The organism is Methylophaga marina (assembly GCF_030296755.1).
Classification (GTDB): Bacteria; Pseudomonadota; Gammaproteobacteria; order Nitrosococcales; family Methylophagaceae; genus Methylophaga; species Methylophaga marina.
This window is the reverse complement of sequence record NZ_AP027741.1, coordinates 755,833-775,806: the sequence shown is the minus strand read 5'-3', so window position 1 is coordinate 775,806 and position 19,974 is coordinate 755,833. Positions and strand designations below refer to the sequence as shown.

At 42.1% G+C, this 19,974-nt stretch carries 26 protein-coding genes; 10 read left to right on the top strand and 16 right to left on the bottom strand.

Annotated features, from left to right (window positions below; all coding sequences use genetic code 11):
• Position 1 precedes the first annotated feature (1 nt).
• Both ispA and QUE24_RS03905 read right to left on the bottom strand, forming a co-directional pair.
• Positions 2 to 868: a (2E,6E)-farnesyl diphosphate synthase gene (gene ispA, locus QUE24_RS03910; protein ID WP_286306067.1), complete on the bottom strand. Its 867-nt coding sequence runs from the start codon at positions 866 to 868 to the stop codon at positions 2 to 4.
• Between the two features lie 26 nt (positions 869 to 894).
• A complete protein-coding gene (locus QUE24_RS03905; RefSeq protein WP_286305346.1) occupies positions 895 to 1,140 on the bottom strand; it encodes an exodeoxyribonuclease VII small subunit in 246 nt (81 codons plus the stop codon).
• A gap of 127 nt (positions 1,141 to 1,267) precedes the next feature.
• Here QUE24_RS03905 and ribF point away from each other — a divergent pair, with 127 nt between their 5' ends.
• Positions 1,268 to 2,200 (top strand): bifunctional riboflavin kinase/FAD synthetase, encoded by a 933-nt coding sequence (gene ribF / locus QUE24_RS03900; RefSeq protein ID WP_286305345.1) that lies wholly within the window; start codon positions 1,268 to 1,270, stop codon positions 2,198 to 2,200.
• 6 nt (positions 2,201 to 2,206) lie between these two features.
• Here ribF and QUE24_RS03895 read toward each other — a convergent pair whose 3' ends face one another.
• Genes QUE24_RS03895 through QUE24_RS03885 form a run of 3 tightly spaced genes read right to left on the bottom strand, consistent with a single transcriptional unit; the run spans position 2,207 to position 3,444 of the window.
• Positions 2,207 to 2,566, bottom strand: a complete 360-nt coding sequence (locus QUE24_RS03895) for a lysozyme inhibitor LprI family protein (protein ID WP_286305344.1) — start codon at positions 2,564 to 2,566, stop codon at positions 2,207 to 2,209.
• 3 nt (positions 2,567 to 2,569) lie between these two features.
• Entirely contained in the window at positions 2,570 to 2,974 is a 405-nt protein-coding gene (locus QUE24_RS03890) for a hypothetical protein (RefSeq protein WP_286305343.1), read from the bottom strand.
• Positions 2,975 to 2,985: 11 nt separating this feature from the next.
• Complete coding sequence (locus tag QUE24_RS03885; protein ID WP_286305342.1) at positions 2,986 to 3,444, bottom strand: GNAT family N-acetyltransferase; 459 nt, start codon at positions 3,442 to 3,444, stop codon at positions 2,986 to 2,988.
• Positions 3,445 to 3,564: 120 nt separating this feature from the next.
• Here QUE24_RS03885 and QUE24_RS03880 point away from each other — a divergent pair, with 120 nt between their 5' ends.
• The 4 genes from QUE24_RS03880 (at position 3,565) to QUE24_RS03865 (ending at position 8,991) form a co-directional block, all read left to right on the top strand.
• Positions 3,565 to 4,311: a ferredoxin--NADP reductase gene (locus QUE24_RS03880; protein ID WP_286305341.1), complete on the top strand. Its 747-nt coding sequence runs from the start codon at positions 3,565 to 3,567 to the stop codon at positions 4,309 to 4,311.
• 145 nt (positions 4,312 to 4,456) lie between these two features.
• Positions 4,457 to 4,978, top strand: coding sequence for a type IV pilin protein (locus QUE24_RS03875; protein WP_286305340.1), 522 nt, complete (start codon positions 4,457 to 4,459; stop codon positions 4,976 to 4,978).
• A gap of 8 nt (positions 4,979 to 4,986) precedes the next feature.
• Positions 4,987 to 7,803 carry an EAL domain-containing protein gene (locus QUE24_RS03870; protein WP_286305339.1) on the top strand — a complete coding sequence of 939 codons (2,817 nt, stop codon included), beginning with the start codon at positions 4,987 to 4,989 and terminating at the stop codon, positions 7,801 to 7,803.
• A gap of 132 nt (positions 7,804 to 7,935) precedes the next feature.
• The gene (locus QUE24_RS03865) at positions 7,936 to 8,991 is read left to right on the top strand and encodes an acyltransferase (protein ID WP_286305338.1); all 1,056 of its coding nucleotides are present in this window, start codon (positions 7,936 to 7,938) and stop codon (positions 8,989 to 8,991) included.
• 2 nt (positions 8,992 to 8,993) lie between these two features.
• Here QUE24_RS03865 and QUE24_RS03860 read toward each other — a convergent pair whose 3' ends face one another.
• Both QUE24_RS03860 and QUE24_RS03855 read right to left on the bottom strand, forming a co-directional pair.
• Entirely contained in the window at positions 8,994 to 9,512 is a 519-nt protein-coding gene (locus QUE24_RS03860; protein WP_286305337.1) for an NAD(P)H-binding protein, read from the bottom strand.
• On the bottom strand, positions 9,509 to 9,655 hold the full coding sequence (locus tag QUE24_RS03855; RefSeq protein ID WP_286305336.1) for an NAD(P)H-binding protein: 147 nt from the start codon (positions 9,653 to 9,655) through the stop codon (positions 9,509 to 9,511). Before QUE24_RS03855 ends, QUE24_RS03860 begins: the two co-directional genes overlap by 4 nt.
• A 116-nt stretch (positions 9,656 to 9,771) precedes the next feature.
• On the opposite strand from QUE24_RS03855, the gene QUE24_RS03850 reads away from it, so the two are divergent.
• Genes QUE24_RS03850 through arsB form a run of 3 tightly spaced genes read left to right on the top strand, consistent with a single transcriptional unit; the run spans position 9,772 to position 11,601 of the window.
• Positions 9,772 to 10,149, top strand: a complete 378-nt coding sequence (locus QUE24_RS03850; protein WP_286305335.1) for an ArsR/SmtB family transcription factor — start codon at positions 9,772 to 9,774, stop codon at positions 10,147 to 10,149.
• 49 nt (positions 10,150 to 10,198) lie between these two features.
• A complete protein-coding gene (locus QUE24_RS03845; RefSeq protein WP_425541681.1) occupies positions 10,199 to 10,561 on the top strand; it encodes an arsenate reductase ArsC in 363 nt (120 codons plus the stop codon).
• Positions 10,558 to 11,601, top strand: coding sequence for an ACR3 family arsenite efflux transporter (gene arsB / locus QUE24_RS03840; RefSeq protein ID WP_286305333.1), 1,044 nt, complete (start codon positions 10,558 to 10,560; stop codon positions 11,599 to 11,601). The genes QUE24_RS03845 and arsB overlap by 4 nt, the downstream gene beginning before the upstream one ends.
• Positions 11,602 to 11,681: 80 nt before the next feature.
• On the opposite strand, the gene QUE24_RS03835 is transcribed toward arsB, so the two are convergent.
• The 6 genes from QUE24_RS03835 to QUE24_RS03810 all read right to left on the bottom strand — a co-directional run bounded on the left by QUE24_RS03835 (position 11,682) and on the right by QUE24_RS03810 (position 16,009).
• The gene (locus tag QUE24_RS03835) at positions 11,682 to 12,923 is read right to left on the bottom strand and encodes a sensor domain-containing phosphodiesterase (RefSeq protein ID WP_286305332.1); all 1,242 of its coding nucleotides are present in this window, start codon (positions 12,921 to 12,923) and stop codon (positions 11,682 to 11,684) included.
• A gap of 126 nt (positions 12,924 to 13,049) precedes the next feature.
• The gene (locus QUE24_RS03830) at positions 13,050 to 13,472 is read right to left on the bottom strand and encodes an MAPEG family protein (protein ID WP_286305331.1); all 423 of its coding nucleotides are present in this window, start codon (positions 13,470 to 13,472) and stop codon (positions 13,050 to 13,052) included.
• A gap of 11 nt (positions 13,473 to 13,483) precedes the next feature.
• The gene (locus tag QUE24_RS03825; RefSeq protein ID WP_286305330.1) at positions 13,484 to 13,759 is read right to left on the bottom strand and encodes a hypothetical protein; all 276 of its coding nucleotides are present in this window, start codon (positions 13,757 to 13,759) and stop codon (positions 13,484 to 13,486) included.
• 15 nt (positions 13,760 to 13,774) lie between these two features.
• The gene (locus QUE24_RS03820) at positions 13,775 to 14,062 is read right to left on the bottom strand and encodes a hypothetical protein (RefSeq protein WP_286305329.1); all 288 of its coding nucleotides are present in this window, start codon (positions 14,060 to 14,062) and stop codon (positions 13,775 to 13,777) included.
• 31 nt (positions 14,063 to 14,093) lie between these two features.
• Positions 14,094 to 14,480 (bottom strand): YybH family protein, encoded by a 387-nt coding sequence (locus QUE24_RS03815; protein ID WP_286305328.1) that lies wholly within the window; start codon positions 14,478 to 14,480, stop codon positions 14,094 to 14,096.
• Entirely contained in the window at positions 14,477 to 16,009 is a 1,533-nt protein-coding gene (locus tag QUE24_RS03810) for a bifunctional GNAT family N-acetyltransferase/carbon-nitrogen hydrolase family protein (protein ID WP_286305327.1), read from the bottom strand. The genes QUE24_RS03815 and QUE24_RS03810 overlap by 4 nt, the downstream gene beginning before the upstream one ends.
• Positions 16,010 to 16,191: 182 nt before the next feature.
• Here QUE24_RS03810 and QUE24_RS03805 point away from each other — a divergent pair, with 182 nt between their 5' ends.
• The gene (locus tag QUE24_RS03805; protein ID WP_286305326.1) at positions 16,192 to 16,992 is read left to right on the top strand and encodes a response regulator; all 801 of its coding nucleotides are present in this window, start codon (positions 16,192 to 16,194) and stop codon (positions 16,990 to 16,992) included.
• A 195-nt stretch (positions 16,993 to 17,187) separates the two neighbouring features.
• A complete protein-coding gene (locus tag QUE24_RS03800) occupies positions 17,188 to 17,982 on the top strand; it encodes an SDR family NAD(P)-dependent oxidoreductase (RefSeq protein ID WP_286305325.1) in 795 nt (264 codons plus the stop codon).
• Positions 17,983 to 18,038: 56 nt separating this feature from the next.
• Here QUE24_RS03800 and QUE24_RS03795 read toward each other — a convergent pair whose 3' ends face one another.
• The 3 genes from QUE24_RS03795 to QUE24_RS03785 all read right to left on the bottom strand — a co-directional run bounded on the left by QUE24_RS03795 (position 18,039) and on the right by QUE24_RS03785 (position 19,822).
• Entirely contained in the window at positions 18,039 to 18,500 is a 462-nt protein-coding gene (locus QUE24_RS03795; RefSeq protein ID WP_286305324.1) for a DUF2846 domain-containing protein, read from the bottom strand.
• 105 nt (positions 18,501 to 18,605) lie between these two features.
• On the bottom strand, positions 18,606 to 18,965 hold the full coding sequence (locus tag QUE24_RS03790) for a hypothetical protein (RefSeq protein WP_286305323.1): 360 nt from the start codon (positions 18,963 to 18,965) through the stop codon (positions 18,606 to 18,608).
• The gene (locus QUE24_RS03785; protein ID WP_286305322.1) at positions 18,947 to 19,822 is read right to left on the bottom strand and encodes an MFS transporter; all 876 of its coding nucleotides are present in this window, start codon (positions 19,820 to 19,822) and stop codon (positions 18,947 to 18,949) included. The genes QUE24_RS03790 and QUE24_RS03785 overlap by 19 nt, the downstream gene beginning before the upstream one ends.
• Between the last annotated feature and the right edge of the window lie 152 nt (positions 19,823 to 19,974).

Sequence of the window (19,974 nt, the reverse complement as noted above, 5' to 3'; positions counted from 1 at the left end):
CTTAATGTGAGCGTTTCACAACAAACTGGGCCAATTCGGCCAGCACTTCTGAGTTAAATGGGCACGCATCAAGGTGAGTGAGTGCTTTTTCTATCAACGCAACCGCTTTTTGTTGTGCTTTTTCGAGGCCTAGTAAAGCAGGATATGTGGGTTTATTCAATGCAATATCGGCACCTTGCGTTTTTCCGAGCGTTTCTGTGTCTGTGATCACATCCAACACATCGTCCTGTACCTGAAAAGCCAGTCCTATGCAGTCTGCATAGCGATCAAGGTGTTCAAGTATGGTTTCATCGTATTGTTCTGCTGATAAGGCGCCCATTAAGACACTTGCCCGGATTAATGCGCCGGTTTTTAACTTATGCATGGCTTGAAGTGCGTCGATATCCAGTTTTTTTCCAACGGATTCCAAGTCAATGGCTTGGCCTCCTGCCATGCCTGCTGCCCCCGAAGCATGACTGAGTGTTTTTATCATACGACTTTGTTGTTTATCCGTCAGCGTCTCATCACACAAGGTTTCGAACGCTTGAGTTTGTAAGGCATCACCGACTAAAAGCGCCGTGGCTTCATCATAAGCTTTGTGACAGGTTGGACGACCTCTTCGTAAATCATCGTCATCCATCATGGGCATATCATCATGTACCAGCGAATAGGCATGGATCATTTCAACTGCAGCAGCGGCAACATCCATGGCTGGTTGCTTAGCTCCCATGGCTTGTCCTGTGGCGTAAACAAGTAGCGCACGTAAACGTTTACCCCCGCCCAATGTGGCGTAACGCATGGCTTCGAATAAACGTGCTGATCCCGGCTTTAGACCTTGCTGAAGACGTTTTTCTAATACAAATTCAATTTGGGACTGGTGTTTTAACATCCAGTCTTCGAGAGGAAACTTGACGTTCACGCGTCACCAGTTTCCGGGTCGAAATCTACCATATTGCTTTGGCCAGATTGTTGTAACAGCATTTGTACTTTTTGTTCTGCTGCTTGCAGTGACTCCTGGCAATCACGCGTCAGTAATACACCACGTTCATAAAGTTTAAGGGATTCTTCCAGACTAATATCGCCATCTTCTAAGCGTTCAACTAATGCTTCCAGCTCTTTAACTGCAGCTTCATAATCCAGCTTTTTTTGTTTCGCTGCCATTCTTGCCTCTGACCGAAATAATTTTGCGCCTATTATAAGGTAATAGGCGTAGGCTTGCCTGCTGGATTGTTTTTTTATTTGCCGTTACTCTGTTGTGTTTGATTATTTTTTTGGTAGACAACGTCTTATGCCGAAAATCATTCGCGGTTTTCATAATTTACCTGCTTCACCACAAGGGTGTGTCGCTACCATTGGTAATTTTGATGGTGTTCACTTAGGCCATCAGGCGGTATTAACTCAATTAGCCATGAAAGGCGATACGCTGAAATTACCTGCCGTAGTGATAACTTTTGAGCCGCAGCCTTTTGAATATTTTGTACCAGAAAAAGCCCCAGCCAGACTGACGCGGTTTCGTGAAAAAGTGGAAGCATTGCGTTGTTATTCCATTCAGCAGTTATGTGTCTTGCGCTTCAATCAACGCTTGGCAGAGATGTCAGCTGAACTGTTTATTCAAAAATTATTAGTGGAAGGTTTGAACGTCAAATATTTAGTCGTAGGGGATGACTTTCGCTTTGGTTGTGAAAGAAAAGGGGATTTTGCGTTGCTACAGGAAGCCGGCAAAAAATATGGCTTCCAAGTTGTGAATATGCATACCTTTGCCATTGATCAAAATCGGGTGAGTAGTACGCGCATAAGAAATGCTCTGAGCAGCGGTGATTTAGTATTGGCTGAAAAATTATTAGGACGCCCATACAGAATGAGTGGTCGTGTCGCCCATGGTGATAAGCGCGGCCGCAAGATGGGCTTTCCCACTGCGAATATCCATTTACATCGCCATAAAATTCCACTGACAGGTGTTTTTGCTGTGCAGTTATTTGGTATTGATGAAGAGCCGGTCAATGGCGTAGCGAATATTGGTATTCGACCTACCATCGGTGGAAATAAAGCCTTGCTTGAAGTGCATTTGTTTGATTTTAAAAGAGAAATATATGGAGAGCATGTCCAAGTATTTTTCTTACACAAGATTCGTGATGAACAGCGTTTTGATGGCCTGGAGCAACTCATTGCTCAGATTCATCTGGATGCGGAGCAGGCACGCCAATATTTTTCACAGGTTTGAACAGGTTTACTTCAGGTAATAATTCTGTAGAAATTGATGGCGTTGTCTGGTCAATTCAATAGCACAACTGGCCGTCATGGCGGTTTGATTTTGATGCTTTTGCCAGGTCTGATACACATTAAGACATTGTGTCTTGCGATAGGCGTCCCAGGTTTGCTGAGATAATTCCAGTGATTTTAGCAATGCCTTGTTATCAGCATGGCGTCGTTTAATGATGGTTAAGTCACTCACCATATGATCAATCGCTGATTGTAATTTTTCATCTAAACAACTTTGCTGCGCCTCGGCACTCGTCATTGGGCATAGTGCTTGTGCATGAGTCAGTGGTGAGACAATAAAAAGCAGGCTAAATAAAAAATATTTCATGGTTTAGAGTTTATCAATATCCAGTAAAATCTGTTTTGCTAATGTTTCCATTCGCTCCAGACTGATATCCGCTTTTTCCAGAAAGTCATCAGTATAAAACTTAGGGTCAGCCCAATGCTTGCCGGTGATATGACAGCGTTTAGCGAGTTTGTTAAGTCCCAGATCCTCTAAATCAAAGCCAAGTTGCGTCCAGTATTTGGCTAGATGCCGCTCGGTCGCATGGTCAGTTTGTTGCGTATCTTGTATCTGTCTCACATAAACACTGGTTTCGCGAGCTGCAATAATCACATTTCTCAGCGCTTTTCTGGATTGTTGCTGACGTGCCTCACCAGCACGATTGAGATTTGCTAGCCAGCGTTGTATATGTTTAAAAATTTCCCATAATAATTTGGGATTAATCGCATCCATGACGTTTTTATTTATGTGTCTAAGATTAAGCGCATCGGAATCATGGCTGAATGAGTAAAGCCTTCATCCTGATACATTTTTTGTGCAATGGCGTTATCAGCATCGGTTAATAGCGTCATCCGCAGGCAACCTTGTTGTCTGGCAAAATTCACAGCCGCATTCAACAAAGCTGAGCCAAAGCCTTTACCCCGATGTTGTTCATCAATGACCATATCTTCCAATAAAGCGACTTTACCGCCCATGGCGGTTGAGGTCAGATATAACAAACTGACAACGCCAACCACTTTTGACTGATGTTTGATAAGTAAAAAATGGCCTTTGTCTGGATGCCTGAGAATATCACTGACCGCGTGCATTTGTTTCTCTGGCTGTGGCTCAAAGTCGGCCTCCTGTGTGAACAGAACGGTTAACAAATGTGTGATGGCATTCAGATCAGTTAATGTCGCTTCTGCAATGATGTGGTTGGTCATTTAGCGTTAACCTTAGGCTCAGTTTATGTTGATTATGTTCGTCGTATTCAAGGTCAATTGATAGTAGCATGACCCTTAATCAGAACGTTATATCATTTCGACAAAAAGGGAGACACCACCATGGCTGACTGGTTAACGGCAACTGTAGTTGAAAATAAGCAATGGACTGATCGATTGCACTCGTTAAGACTGAATGTTGATTATCCCATGTTTAAAGCTGGTCAATTTACCCGTTTAGCGTTGGAGATTGACGGTGAACTTGTCAGCCGACCTTTTTCTTTGGTGAATAGTCCTGATACGAGACCGCTCGACTTTTATTTTATTGAGGTACTGGATGGCTTACTCTCTACCCGACTCGCTAAACTGAAGCCTGGCGACGAAATTTTTGTGGCACCCAAAGCCGCGGGCTTAATGACCTTGGATCAGTTACCCGAAGGAAAGCATCTCTATTTACTGTCAACCGGGACTGGGGTGGGTCCGTTTCTTTCTATTCTGAACTCAGCTGAAGTCTGGCAGCAATTTGAAAAGGTGGTATTGGTTCATGCCGTCAGATATCAAAATGAGCTGACATATCAGGCGACGATTGACGCGATAGAAGCAGCACACAGCGAGCAGTTTATGTATGTGCCTTTTGTCAGCCGTGAGGCCGCACCGGATGTATTATCAGGTCGTATTCCTCAAGCTGTTGAAGATGGTCGCTTTGAAAAACGCACAGGCCTAAAGATCAATGCAGATGATAGTCAGGTGATGTTGTGTGGTAATCCGGATATGGTCTTGGAAACAATGGATGTATTAATCAATACACATGGTTTGAAAAAACATTCGCGACGTGATCCAGGCCAAATCAGTATTGAGAAATATTGGTAATAGATAATTTACAGCTGAATTTGTGAGCAAACTCACTATTGAGAAATATTTGGTTTAGCCGATATCTTGTATACAAGATAAAATTAGTCAAACAAAGTCATTGCTGCTCATGATGAAGTGAGTATTTCAAGAAGGTAAATGAGTCTTGACGACCAAAAATATTTATTCAACTCTTTCAGTCATTCCTAACACGAAACTACATAAGCTACATTTTGATCAGGGTTTGACTCTGATTGAACTCATGATCGTAGTCGCTATTTTGGGCGTGCTCGCTATGATTGCTGTTCCCAGTTATCAACAATATAAAGAGGAAGCGGATAGACAGTTAGCCATTGCTGACTTAACCGAAGTACGCTTTTATATTGAACGATTTTATGCAGAAACAAATCGTTTTCCAGCCGACATCACGGAGCTAGGTAACTTACCTAACAATGGTAATGATCCGTGGGGAAATCCATATGTATATCTCAACATTGCCAATGCGGGTCCAGGGATTAAAGGCCAAGTGAGAAAAGATAAAAAACTTAACCCTATTAACACCCAATACGATTTCTATAGCAAAGGCAAAGACGGGGTGACTAAAAAACAAATATCCAATAAAGACAGTCTCGATGACATCATTATTGCGAGAGACGGTTTGTTTATCGGCGTAGCAGAAGACTTTTAAGCTAAGTCATGCTGACACGTTCTCTTTTTAGCAAAAATACCGTAGCCAAACGCCTCTATTTAGCCTTTATTTTAGCCACGATTATTCCTGTGAGCATTTTAGGGATCGTCTCGTTTTATCAAGTTAATGGTGAACTGGAAGAACAAGCGTTTTCTGGGCTACGCAAAAGCAGTAAAGATTATGGTTTGCGTTTGATTGACCGTTTCGTGGTAGCTGAGAGCGCACTTAAACTACTACAAAACAGAATTCCAAAATTAACGCTGGCACATGATTCCGCCATTCTCGAAGAGCGAATTGGCATGCTCTTTAGTCACATTGTTGTATCAAAACCAACTGGCAATCAATACATTGTAGGTGAACAGATATTACTTCCCACACTCAGCACTGATGAGCAGCGTGTGATTAGTTTAGGAAGGACGGTTATCAAAGCCGTTGATGAGGATGAGTCCATTGCATTGTGGATTGCCATTCCTCAGCTAGGGCTGCAAGACCATTTGCTTATGGCCCGCCTCAAAGGGGATTCTATCTGGGAACAGGAAGTGCTGGGTGCAAATGAGCTGCTAGTCTATGGTGAGAATGGTCAGTTATGGTTTAGCACTGCTGAGCACAATGTCTTACCAGAAGAATTGCAACAGGAGGTGTTGTCCAAAAGCAGTGGTACATTTAAGTGGGAGGATAATGTTAACGGCAGTGTATTGGCCGGTTTTTGGCATACGCCACTGCGTAATATGTTTGAAGCACCGAATGCCATCATTGTTCAAATACAACTCGAGGATATTGCGCTGTCAGCGAATGCGCATTTCAAATCATTTTATCCACCTGTGATTATGCTTGCTGTCTTGGTAGTGTTGCTTTCCGTAACGAAATTAATCTCTCGATATTTAACACCTCTTTCAGCTCTTCAGGAAGCCACCGAAAAGCTAGTCAAAGGTGACTTTTCTTATCAGGTAAAAGTCGACAGTGAAGATGAGTTTCAGTCTCTTGCTAACTCCTTCAACAACATGACTCGACATATTCAAACTCAATTTGATATTCAGTCGACAATGGGGGAGATAGACCGACAGATTTTATCTGTTCGAGATGCGAATGAAGTGGTAGAAACGGCTATGACTCGGTTACCTGAAACACTTGGTGTCGATATGATGGCCATCGCAAGTGTTAAACCCAACTCATTGGCGATTGAAAAGCTTTATTTCCGCGTTGGTCTACAGCCGACTCAAATTGTAGATAAGCCCAGTGTCCTTAGTCATGAGGACTATCAACATTTGATTTCTGAACAAAACCGTATTTTTATTCTTGCCAGTAGTGAATTGCCCGCTTATTCGTACATTAGAAAAATAATGCAAGAGCAGCATTTTTATTATCTCGTGGTGCCAGTGATTGTTAACGAACAACTAACGGCTATCGTTGGTTTTGCCTATCATCAACTGTCAGCTATCACTCATGAGGTGAAAAATACGGCGAGAAACTTCGGCGATCGAATTGCTGTAGCTTTATCTAATGCCGCCTGGGAAGAGAAACTTTATAATCAGGCGCATTATGACGGACTGACAGGATTAGCGAACCGCCGTGTTTTAAATGAATATTTGAAACAGGCTGTGGCCAGAGCCAAGCGAGATGAAACTAATTTCTGTGTGCTATTTATTGATCTTGACCGTTTTAAGAGTATCAACGATTCGATGGGACATGCTGCCGGTGATAATTTACTCGTAGATGTTGCCAAGCGCCTTGAAAACAATTGCAGAGAGACTGACCTGGCGGTTAGAGTGAGTGGCGATGAGTTTGTTATTCTGCTAACCGAGTTTGATGACGAACAAGCATCTGTTTCCATCTCTAGCCATATTGCTAAGAAACTAATATCGACATTAGCTGAGCCATACCACATCAATGGACAAACATTGCACATCTCGGCAAGTATTGGTATAGCCATTTTTCCAGATGATGGTAATAACCCTGACGCTATTTTAGAACACGCTGATGCGGCTATGTATCACGCGAAATCAGCTGGTCGAGCAAATTTCCACTTTTATCAGTCGGCAATGACATCAACAGCCGTTGAAAATCTCAAGCTGGAAAATGATTTGCGTCAGGCATTAGATAATAATGAATTAGTCGTTTATTTTCAGCCGAAATTCGATAGCGAACAGGAAATAGTTGGTGCTGAAGCATTAATTAGGTGGATGCATCCTGAACTTGGCATGGTATCCCCAGCCAAGTTTATTCCCATTGCTGAGCAGTCATTATTAATTATAGATATTGGTCGCTGGGTGTTTGAGCAGTGTTGCGATCTTATTAATGAATTGAGTGATAAAAATCTGACTATTGTTCCCATTGCGGTCAATTTATCGGCAGTAGAATTTAATAGAGATGATCTTATTTCCCATCTGCTTGGGATATTGGATAAAACTCAGACAAACCCTAATTATATTGAGTTAGAACTTACCGAAAGCGTCGCTTTAACCAACAAAGATATCTGTATTCAGCGAATGACTGCATTACGAGAATCAGGAATGAGTTTAGCGATGGACGATTTTGGCACCGGATTTTCATCTTTATCATACCTTCAGGAACTACCACTTAATACGCTAAAAATTGATCAACAATTTGTCAGAAATATTGAGTTAGGTGAAAGCAGTCAGGCAATCGTAAAAGCAGTAATGGCCTTGGCAAAAGGTCTGTCTATGTCAGTTGTTGCCGAAGGTGTGGAAACACCAGAGCAATTTAATTTTCTGGCTGAAAATGGATGCGATTTTTATCAAGGCTATCTGTTAAGTAAACCCATACCCAAAGTTGATTTTATGGCAAAGTTAGAGGCCAAAAAATAGATAACAGCAGGTTTCTATACGGGATATCAATAAATCATATTGCTCATGATGATTTGGTGTATTGTTCTCATCTTCTATCTTTAGAAGAATGATAAGCTGATGTTCTTACTGATGTTGTTGGTAACTGATTAGATGAGGTTGATTGCCTTTGATTACTTCAGAGCTATCGCCATATTATGCATCGTTGCCGGACATTCTATTAGCTACAAATCCATCACCAGTTTTGATGAAAGAGTCATAGCGAATTTAATTCAGGGCGGCTCACCACTGTTTGTCTTTATCTCTGGTTTTTTCTTTCATCATATTTTTTACAGGCAGTTTGAATATAGCTCGTTCATGCTGAAGAAAGTTAAAAATGTCTTGTCGCCTTATCTGTTCTTATCCTCCCTAGCACTCATTTATTATTTAAGTTCAGGTATTTCTCTACCGGATGCAAAAGAGTTAGGCGTGTCATCCCTGACGGACTGGCAAGATTATATAGGCATGATTAGCTTGTACCTTTGGACAGGCAGAACGTCATTTGCTTATTGGTATATTCCTTTTATTATGCTGATATTTTTGATGTCGCCTTTGTTTATCAGTTACATTCGCCAGAGTCTAAAAACGCGTTTGGTAATATTCATTATCGCTTTAATATTGGCAATGATTGTCCATCGTCCAGCAGGTAATTTGTCTCCGTGGCATGCCGTTATGTATTTTTTACCGATGTATTTATTAGGCATTCTGGTCTCGATGCATTGCGAATCTGTGCAGCGATATCTACATAACAAGGCATTCATTCTCGGAATCACAGTGGTATCGTTGGCGATACTTCAAGCGATGGTTTATCCCGGCTTTGGCAATCTGCATAAATTACATCCATTTACCTTTGATGGCTTAGATATCCTGATTTTGCAGAAGATAGTTTTATGTTTTTTCTTTTTATCTTTGCTAGAAAAACTGAGCGAACATCAGCCTCAGAATCCTTTGTTGAGGTTATTAGCTGATGCTAGCTTTGCCATTTATTTTATTCATCCTTGGGTATTGATTGCCTTAGTCGGGTATCAGAGGTTACCCCATCTGGAACAGATGAGCGGATTGGTTCAATTTATTATTACCTTTCCGCTCACAATATTGATTAGCCTGACATTAGCTTATGTTATTAAGCGATGTATCGGTACATACAGTCGCTTTTTAACGGGTTGGTAAGATTATCCTAGTCGCCCTGACACACTATTGATAAAGGCATCCTGGATCGTTTCATCACCATTATAGAGTTCATCAATCTGATTGATGGATTCAGTATGCTTCAGGCAAAACTGAATACAGGCGGCTACGTCAGCTCGAGTAATCACGTCTTTATCAGCATGACCTGTTCGTTGTGTGGAAATATGGCCAGTCGCCTTATCATCAATCAGTTTGCCTGGTCGCAAGATGGTGTAGGGGACACCACTGGTTAATAAATACTCATCAGCAAAGTGTTTGCAGATATTGTAGTGTTTTATCGCTTCGGTGCCTGCTTCAGGATTACCGGCATCTCTGGCACTTACCATAACAAATTGTTTTATATTATGTTTCTTTGCCATGTCGATAGCTTTTACGGCGCCCCATAGATCAATCAAGATGGTCTTATCTGCTCCAGTTTTTCCTCCTGAGCCCGCTGTGAAAACGACTTTATCGCAGTCAGCAAAGGCATCATCAGGTAGCGGTGCTTCCAGATCAGTAATCATTGTTTCAGCCCCCAAGTCTTGAAAAAAGGGGCTTGCTGTGAATGTCGAATCATGGCTTTAACAGGACTATTCTCAGCGCAGAGTAATTTGACCAGTTGTTTTCCAATCTGGCCATTCGCACCAATAACTAATGTTTTACTCATCGCTTTCCTCCTGAAGTCTTAACGTCAATATAACTATTACTCTAACATGGCCACCTGTTTTACTAATATGTCCATAAGTGTTGACGTAAAAAATATATGTCGAATACTATCGACATATGAAAATAGAAAATGCACTTAGCGCTTTTGATGCCCTGTCACAGGAAACACGCCTCCAAGCTTTCAGATTACTTGTTGAAGCTGGTCCGCAGGGAATGGCTGCCGGTGCTATCAGTAATGCACTGGGTATTCCACACAACACCTTATCATTCCATCTGACTCACCTGAGCCAAGCTAAATTAGTTTCGTCACGTAAACAAGGCCGTTCGATCATTTACCTCGCTAATTTTGAACAGATGAGAGAGTTGATCGCCTTTATGGTTCAAGATTGTTGCAGCAGTGATATGGCCCGATTACATCAGGCTGACAATATTGACTGTGCCGTTGTGGAACTGGTTGATTGTTGTAAACCTCAATCCGATAAAACAGAGAGTTGAAATGAAAAGGATATTGGTTTTATGCACAGCAAACTCATGTCGGTCCATCATGGCGGAAGCATTGATTAACCATCTCAAAGGTGAGGAATATCATGCTATGAGTGCGGGCAGTCAGCCCGCAGGGTATGTTCACCCCAAATCGATTGAGACACTAAGAAAACATGGCATTGCCCCGGGAAGTCCTGTCAGTAAATCCTTGGATGAGTTTGCTGGTCAGTCTTTTGATTACGTTATCACCGTTTGTGATCAGGCCGCTGATGAAATATGTCCAATTTTTTATGGTGAGTACCGGAAACTACATTGGAGCACGCCAGATCCGGCAAAAGTACAAGGCACTTCCGCGGCGCTAGACGCGGCTTTTGATGAGGCTTTTCAATTATTAAAAACATGTATCAAGAAGGAATGGGTATGAAGCAGGAGTCGACTTCAGCGATAGGCTTTTTTGAACGCTACCTGTCCGTTTGGGTGGGCCTTTGTATTGTGGCAGGTGTGGGCCTTGGGTCGTTATTTCCAGGCGTCTTTCAAACAGTAGCTGCATGGCAATATGCCAATGTAAACCTAGCCGTGGCTGTGTTTATCTGGTTAATGATTTATCCAATGATGGTCAATGTCGATTTTGCGTCGATTAAAGATGTTGGCAAAAAACCAAAAGGATTATGTCTGACGCTGGTGGTGAATTGGCTCATTAAACCCTTCACCATGGCCGGACTCGGTATTTTATTTTTTGAGATTTTATTTGCAGGTTGGGTTGATCCGCAATCAGCAAAAGAATACATCGCTGGGATGATTTTGTTGGGTGTAGCCCCATGTACCGCAATGGTGTTTGTCTGGAGCCAACTGGTCAAAGGGGATGCGAATTACACCTTAGTACAAGTCTCCATCAATGATTTGATTATGGTCTTTGCCTTTGCACCCATTGCTGCATTTTTATTGGATATGACCAATATAATTGTGCCGTGGCAAACTTTATTTTTATCCGTGGTCTTGTATGTGGTCATACCATTAATCGCAGGTTATCTCACGCGTAAACTTCTTGATAGTAGTCAGGAACATCATGAAATAGCGCGTTTCACACAAACCATAAAACCTTATTCAATCATGGGTTTATTGGCGATGGTGGTTTTACTATTTGGTTTTCAGGCTGAAACTATTCTGGACAAACCCTTAGTTATTGCTTTGATTGCTATTCCGTTGTTGATTCAAAGCTACGGTATTTTTGCTATTGCATATGGCTGGGCTTATTTATGGAAAGTGCCGTTTAATGTGGCCGCACCAGCGGCTTTGATAGGCACGTCCAATTTCTTCGAGCTGGCGGTGGCCGTGGCGATTAGCTTATTCGGCCTGCATTCTGGTGCAGCCTTGGCGACAGTTGTTGGCGTGTTGGTCGAAGTACCGGTAATGCTATCTCTGGTCGCTCTGGCATTGAAAACAAAACAAGCTTTCAGAGATTGAAATGAGTATCACTCTTTACGAGATTGGTTGGTATGAAATGTATCATCTAAAAGTAAAAGACATCGTATGTACTGTGTCTTTTAATTAAACTCAGGGCATTGAAAATGAATCGCTTGTTCTAAATCTAACGGCTGACTGATGAAATAGCCTTGTATTTTTTTAATGCCAAGCCGCACCAGTTCATGGAATTCCTCTTCAGTTTCTACTCCTTCGGCTAACACTTCACAGGCAGTTTCTTTGGCATAAGCAATTAATGCGGCGGTAAGTGCTTTTCTGGACGTATCGGTATCAATATTTCTGATCAGGCTGATATCTAATTTGATGATATCTGCACCCAACTCAAGTATGTGCTGGAAGTTGGAATAGCCTGCCCCGACATCGTCAATGGCAAGACGTACACCTTGATTACGTAATGACTCGACAGCATTTCTGAATGCGCGATAGTCTGTTATCTGAGCATGTTCTGTGACTTCAAGGACAATTTTTTTGTCCAGAATATGTTGAGTTAATGCGCGCTCAACAGCACCATTTATCACGTATTCAGGTGAAATATTTAATGAGAAACTGGTGTCGTTAGAGAAAGCACTCATCTTATCAATGGCAGCCTCAATAGCCATGATTTCAAGTTCTTCCCCTAAGCCAACCGATTCTGCTTGCTGAAACCAGATATCTGGAGTGAGATAGGGTGTACTGGTAAAACGCGATAAACATTCATAGCCGATGACTTTTTGTTGGTCCACATGAAATACAGGCTGGAAGACGGTTTTTACCTCATGATTATTTAATACTTCGGTGATGCGTTTTTTTATTTGGTTGTCTTCTTGTTTCTTGTGCAATTGCTTGTCAATATGGCGTGCAGCAATATCAGCAAATATTTTCATGAGCGCCAGATCTCGTTCATTCAGACTATCGTTTGGTGTATGGCTGAAGCAGCAAAACGTGCCGTAAACCTCACCATCATTCAGCACAATAGGGGCGCCTAGGTAGCTACCAATTTGCAACTCTTCAGTAATAGGCATCACTTTAGTTATATGGTTTTTTGATGTGTCTTGGATAACTTCGTTCAGTTCACCTTCAATAATTCTCTGGCAATAAGTGTGTTCGGTTGGATCGGCGTGCCCAGGGGTGAGCGGTGAATCAGGATAAGCAGTATCAACGATTTCGATTTTTCTCATATCATCAGTAATTTCTGATATGAACGCGACGTCCATGTCCAGATGTTTACGGATAACAGACAAAATATAGCTGAGGTTGCTAGTAATTTCTGACGCTTCTGACAGGGCTATTTCAGTTTCTAAGCCTTGGAGGATGGTGTCTCTCATTATCATAAAACTCGTCTACGTATGGGCTTGAAATTATCGTTTCATTGCATATTTACCAATATTTTATATTTTGTCGAGTCTCAAGGTTTTAACAAGGATTAATTTGAAGGCCTCAATAACTTTAGGCTAGATAAGCGTTATAGCGCATAAGCCCAGCAATGCAACGTTCGCCAATAGACCAATCATGAAAAAGAGTGTTCTTGGGCTTGGATTTTTTTCAGTGGCAATTTTGTAATATAACGCCATATGAAAAATTCGGGCGATGGCAAATACCCAAATAAAAATACCTGTCCATAGGGCATTAGCGCCGATAAGAATCGCCATAAAAGACGTCCCGAGCATCAAAGGCAGGTTTTCGAGTGAGTTCATAAAGGTTCGATGAGCACGGAAAACAAAAGAGGAGTGACTTAGGTTGTCATCAATTTTCCCAGGCACAGCACCGGGTTGAGAGGCTTTGGATTTACTGGCTATAAACCACTGGATTAACAGAGTTAATAAAATGATAAATAAACCGGTAAAGGCTAAATGGTAGATGTTCTCTAATGTCATGATGTCTCCGTTTAGTTTTGGGCAATCAGGGCAACCGCACCAAGTATAGCCAGCAGCCATAGCACGCCACCGATAAGTAAGGCACCGTATCCTCTCCAGTCATAGCGTGAGTTGATACTGCCAATAGGATCGTCTTTCAGCATATTGATTTTATCTTGTAGCTCTATCAGCGGATAAGCACTGAGGTAGAACATTATCAACCAGATAATATTGAAATATGGCGGCACGACTTGGTTATCAGCCAAGGTGCTTGCCAGGTTGCCAAGAACGACCAGTAAAACAAACATGGTTGCAAGAGGTGTTTATTCTCGGGAATATCCTGACGTAACATACTTTGCTTGATGCGTTTCGTTAATGCATGAGCAAAAAATAGAGAATATGCCACGCATGACAGGCATGATTTTGTCATCGATATAAGGCTGCTGAAGTTTCCAGTTTTTATAAAACCAGTAGATACCATATAAACCGAATGTGGCGAGATAAAGCCACTTTAGCTTAGTTGTGGATACCGAAAAATAAGCTTGATCCCCTGCAGCAGGGTTGCTATCCGTTTCCATAACGGTTTGAGGTGTTTGTGTTTCTAATTCCATTTTAGCCTCGTATTAATAAAATAAAACGCTGTTATTTGCTCTGAAGAATGGCATGTCCGTATGAATTATCAATGGCGCATCGCCAGATATCATCGCTGTTTTTGACAAATACATATGTGGCTTGTCTTGTGGTCGGTTCAGCATCAGGCGCAGAGATAATGGTGTTCGCCAATACGAGGGCGGTATCGCCAGTTTCTAAAATCTCTAACGCTTCCTGTGTGACCTGTAAGCCATGCAGAAAGTAAACAGCAATTTTTTCAAATGCCTGACAAATCTGAGCTTTGCCCACCGCATTCATGCCGGGTTGTACTACTAACACCGCATCGCCAGTGTAAATATCTAATAATCTATCAAAGTCTTCCGCCATGATGGCTTGGTCTGCTGCTTTGATCTGTCTGATGATGGGATGTTCCTTCATTTGGTTTTCCCATTCCAATTGAGCGTATAGAGTTCAGTCCGTCTGTCTTTTAGGTTATTCACCGAGCCTTCACTTCGAGTCAACTTGAGTTTATCCAAGTCCAAATCTGAAAACATGATCATTTCGGTATTCGGTGTGGTTTCTGCCATCACGGCATCGTGTGGATAGGAGAAATCAGAAGGGGAGAACACGGCCGCCTGAGAATATTGGACATCCAGATTTTCTACCTGAGGTAAGTTACCGCAACTACCACAAATCACCACATAACATTCATTTTCAATGGCACGTGCCTGGGCACAATGACGAACACGTAGATAACCATTTTTGGTATCAGTCCAGTAGGGTACAAAAAGAATATCCATATCCTGTTGTGCCAACAAACGAGCCAGTTCAGGAAATTCGACGTCATAACAAATCAATATGCCAACACGCCCTGCATCTGTTTCAAAGACCTGTAACTGGTCGCCACCTTCAATTACCCAGTCGCGCCGTTCATGAGGGGTGATATGCACCTTAGTTTGTCTCTCAATCGTGCCATCACGACGGCAGAGATAACTGACGTTATAGAGCACATCGTCTTCTAATAACGGCATGGAACCTGTAATCACATTGATGTTGTAACTGACCGCCATTTGCGACATTTCTGTTTTAAAGCGTTCAGTAAAGCTCGCTAAAAAACGAATCGCTTCGGTCTGATTGCGTTGGTCGGGACTAAGTCCCATCAACGGGGAATTAAAGAACTCAGGAAACAGGGCAAAGTCACTTTTATAACTCGATAAGGCATCAATAAAATATTCGACCTGACTTAACAATTCTTCAACAGACTCAACTTCACGCATCTGCCATTGAATGGCACCAATGCGAACCTGAGTTTTACGGGTTTCAATCACCGTGCTTTCAGGTTCATAAAAAATATTGCGCCACTCCAGCAAAGTCGCGTAACCCTGAGACTTTTCATCTTCAGGCAGGTATTGTTTTAATAGGCGCGTGACCTGAAAGTCATTCGATAATTGAAAGGTCAGAATGGGGTCATAAATACGTTTGTTTTTAACCGCTTCAAAATACTCAGCGGGCGTCATTTCTTCAGCATATTGATGATAGTTTGGAATACGACCACCGGCCAGAATTGCTCTCAGGTTATGTTGTCTGCATAACTCTTTGCGCGCTTCGTATAAACGCCTTCCCAGACGATAGCCTCGGTAATCAGGATGAATCAAGACATCCAGCCCATACAAAGCATCACCATTTTTATTATTCAGAATGGTTTCTTTTTTGCTGATTAAATCATCATAGGTATGTGGGTTACTAAAGCGTTGGTAATTCACCTGTACTGACAGAGCGACCCCAATGATAGTGTCATGATCAATGATACAAATCTGACCTTCAGGTAGGTCATCAATCAGTTTGAAAATAGTATGTTCCGGCCAGGCGCCACCAATATCATCGTAAATTTTATCCATCAATAGTTTGAGCTGAGGGTAATCAGATTTTTCCAAATTACGAATCTTGATGTGCAGATCTTCAGGCATAACATTCCTTTATCAGTTGACGCATACAGCATAGGCGAGTGATTGATAATATAAAAGCCAGTGTGAAAAAAATTTGATAATGTCAGTGATAACTTATGGAAATAAGTCATCTATCGAGCACTACTCGGCACTTCTTGGTATATTTTAGCCATAGCCAGTCTTTAAACAACGGAGTTGAGCATATGGCTTCAGTGAGTTTGTCGGATTTATCTATTGTGCTGGTGGAGCCTTCTGCCACTCAACGCAAAATTATTGTTAGCCATCTTCAGCAGGCAGGTGTGTATAACATTGAAGGTGTTGCAACGGGGATGGAAGCATTAAAAATCATGATGCAATATCCGCCTGATTTAGTTATCAGTGCTTTGCATTTACCTGATATGGAGGCTGCAAAGCTGATTGCCCTCGCTCGCAAGTTCAAAAATGAAACCACTACATACTTCATGCTGGTATCAAGCGAAACGCGTTTTGAAGAGCTGGATGATGTCCGTCAGGCTGGTATTGTGGCGATGCTACCGAAGCCATTTAATAGCCAGGATTTAGAAAAAGCCCTGGCAACCACTATCGACTTTATGGAACCTGCCAGACTGGAACTGGAAAACTATGATATCCAGGAACTGAAAGTGCTGGTGGTTGATGATAGTCTGACTGCCCGAAACCATATTACCCGTGTACTGAAAAACCTAGGAATGGCGATTATATCCAAAGCGAATGACGGTGCAGCGGCAGCAGAAGTCATTAAAAATAATGAGTTTGATTTGATTTTTACCGACCTGAATATGCCGAATATGGATGGCAAGCAATTAGTCGAATATGTCCGTCAAGAGCTCAATAATGCATTTTTACCTATCATCATGGTCACCAGCGATGACGATGCTGCCCGTTTAGGTGAAGTCAAAGCCGCAGGTGTGACCGCTATCTGTGATAAACCGTTTGAGCCTGAAGCAATTCGCCAATTATTAGTCAGCGTTCTTGATGAGAGCTGAGATCAGCTCTAGCTATTGCCCGGTCTGGGGTTAGTACTTTTTCCTCATCGATATTGCCTAGCAAAGGTTACTTTTAAGTAACTAAGTCTCTGAAAAGTGCCGTCTTGCGGCACTTTTTTATCCTTTCTACGATGTTTCTAACAAGCAAGGTATTTCATTGCTTTTCATTCTTTCAAAAGAGTAGAGGAAACAATCATGGCGGGCAGATTAGACAATAAAGTCATTTTAATAACAGGGGCTGGCGGCGGACTCGGTAGTGAGCAGGTTCGGATGATGGCAAAAGAAGGTGCCAAAATTGTGGCAGCTAATTTAAAGCAGGATCCGATCATTGCCGATGGACAAGCTGCCGATGCTCTGTGGAACAAAACGCTTAAGCTGGTTGAGGAAATCAAACAGAGCGGGGGAGAAGCGATTGCCGTAGCCCTCAACGTGACCAAGGAACAAGACTGGGAAGATGCTGTTGCAGAAACCGAAAAGCATTTTGGTCGTCTGGATGTATTGGTTAATAATGCTGGCATTTATTATCACGCAGGCTTACTTGAGCATACTGTCGAAAAGTTTTACCAGATAGTCAATATAAACCAACTCGGCGTTTTATTAGGAATGAAAGCGGCCGTGCCGGCCATGAAACGCGCAGGCGGTGGTTCTATTGTTAACTTTTCATCTATCTATGGCATTGCGGGAGCAGGTGTATCGACGGCTTATCAGAGTACGAACGCTGCTGTCAGATTAATGACCAAGTCAGCGGCGTTGGAATTTGTTGGCGACAATATTCGAGTTAATGCCATTTGTCCCGGTATGTTCGATACCAATTTATTTGAAAGCAGTGTGCCAAAAGAAGAATGGGACGCTCTTATCTCAATGGTGCCGATGAAACGCTTTGGTAAACCTCATGAAATTGCCTACGGTACGATTTTTCTGGCGTCTGATGAGTCTTCGTTTATGACTGGCACAGATTTGGTGATAGATGGTGGTTATACCTGTCCTTAGAACGGGTTAATAGTGAAGCCAATGAGAGAAAGAATATCTCTCATTGGTTTTTAAGATTATTTACTGCATGTTCCAGTTTTTGCCATGTTTAAAGAGCTAATGTCTTTTTTGCCTTTTTCTTCATCAACAAGTTCTACACCGGCACCACCCACAAAAACACCTATTTTCATATACTGTCTAATGAAATAGTTTTTGCCAGTTTCGGTATTCAACAATAAGTCGTTAGGTGAGAACTCTGATTCGGTAGCAATTTTATGCTGCTCATCACCTTTTACTTCTTTGTAAAAGAACATGTCTGGAGCAGTTTCACCCAGGCAATCTCCATCAACCCATACGTCTTTTTTGAGTGCGCCTCCAAAACTACCTGAGCGATAAACATACAAGCCTGAATTACCTTCTGAGGGAGACTTGAATTGTTTTGCCAGATCGCTGTTTTCTTTGCTTTCCATTGGAACAGAAGCGCAACCAGATAGGAATGTTACTGCTATCAAAACAGCAGCAAATAATACTTTTTTCATCTACTTTCCTTGTTTTTAAATTTAAATGGGAACAATAAACCTTAATTTACGCAAGGTCATTTAAGGTTGATTTGATAATAACGGAAAAACTGTAGAATGAAAAAATTATATCTCCGAACTTTGATGTGCTTCCTTTATCGGCCCTTGTGCCAATATCCAGGCCATGATCAGGAAAGTCAGCATGCCTAACAAGATACTTTGGAAAGTCACGCCAGCATCGATCATAAAACCCAAAAATGCCGGTGCGATACCAGTAGAAAACACTAAAAAAGCCGACTTCAACGAACGCACCTGACCTAAGTGATCTCGGCCCCATAGTCGAACCAATAACGTATCCCCAATCGGCGAAGACATACCTAATGCTGTGCCAGCCCCAAGCATTAAAATCCAGATACCCATATCTCCACCAACGGTAGCGGCAATTAATAAGGCTAAAGCAAATGGAATCAGGTAAAGTTTTGCCAACGTGGTGGCACCGTATTCATCAATCCAACGCCCCCTAATAACGCTCCGGGAAAACGAGCGATACCTAATCCTGTTAAGGCCAAAGCATATGTCGTCGGGCTGGCGAGTAAATCTTTTGTCATCTGAGCTTGATAGATAAAAATGCCTGTCAGGGTAATGGGTAATACCATCAGCATTGGCAGTAATAACCAGAAACGTAGATCACGGGTAGGGCTGGGTCCTGCGTCTTTATGTTGTTTATGCTCGTTCTTTTGACGTGGTGCAGGAGGCCAGTCAACAAATAAAATCAGTAAAGCCCAGAGCCCAATAAGCACGGCAAGAATACTCCACCACACCTGCTGCCAGCTAAAACTGACAGCCATTAAAGCAATAATAGGCGGTAATATAATTTCACCTGTTGGCATGCCCAGCGTGACAAGCCCCAGTGCTTTACCTCGATTAGTAGAGAATTCACGTCCGGCAAGTGTGCTGCCAAAATGAGTCATCAATCCCTGTCCACATAAGCGCTGCAAGCCTAAGCCAAACACACATAAGCCCCACCAAGGGGATAAGGTGAGCATTAATACGCCAATCGTTAAAACAATAAGCACGCTAAGTACATAACGACGCGGCGCTATCCAGTCGATTTTTGGACCAAAGTGCATGACCAAAAAGCCACTGATCATCGTAATCACCGCGTAGATAGAGCCAAACTCACCGGCAGATATATTAAGATATTCGCTGATATCAGTCCGAAATAAACCAATAAAAAAGCTTTGTCCAAGATTACCGGTAAACACTGCCAGATAAGCAGCAGCAATCAGACCAAAATGATTTTTTAACAACCCGGCATAACTGAGTCGGATATCAGAGTCCATAAGAAGTCCTGTCTGAAAAGAATCTTTGATAGAAAATAGAGGATAGATTATTTTTGATTCTATTCTACCAGCCTGACATTCAATTCAATCACCACATTTATTGATAGTCATGAGTGTGTTCTAATTTGTGTCTGATGTGCTGAGTTGTTATG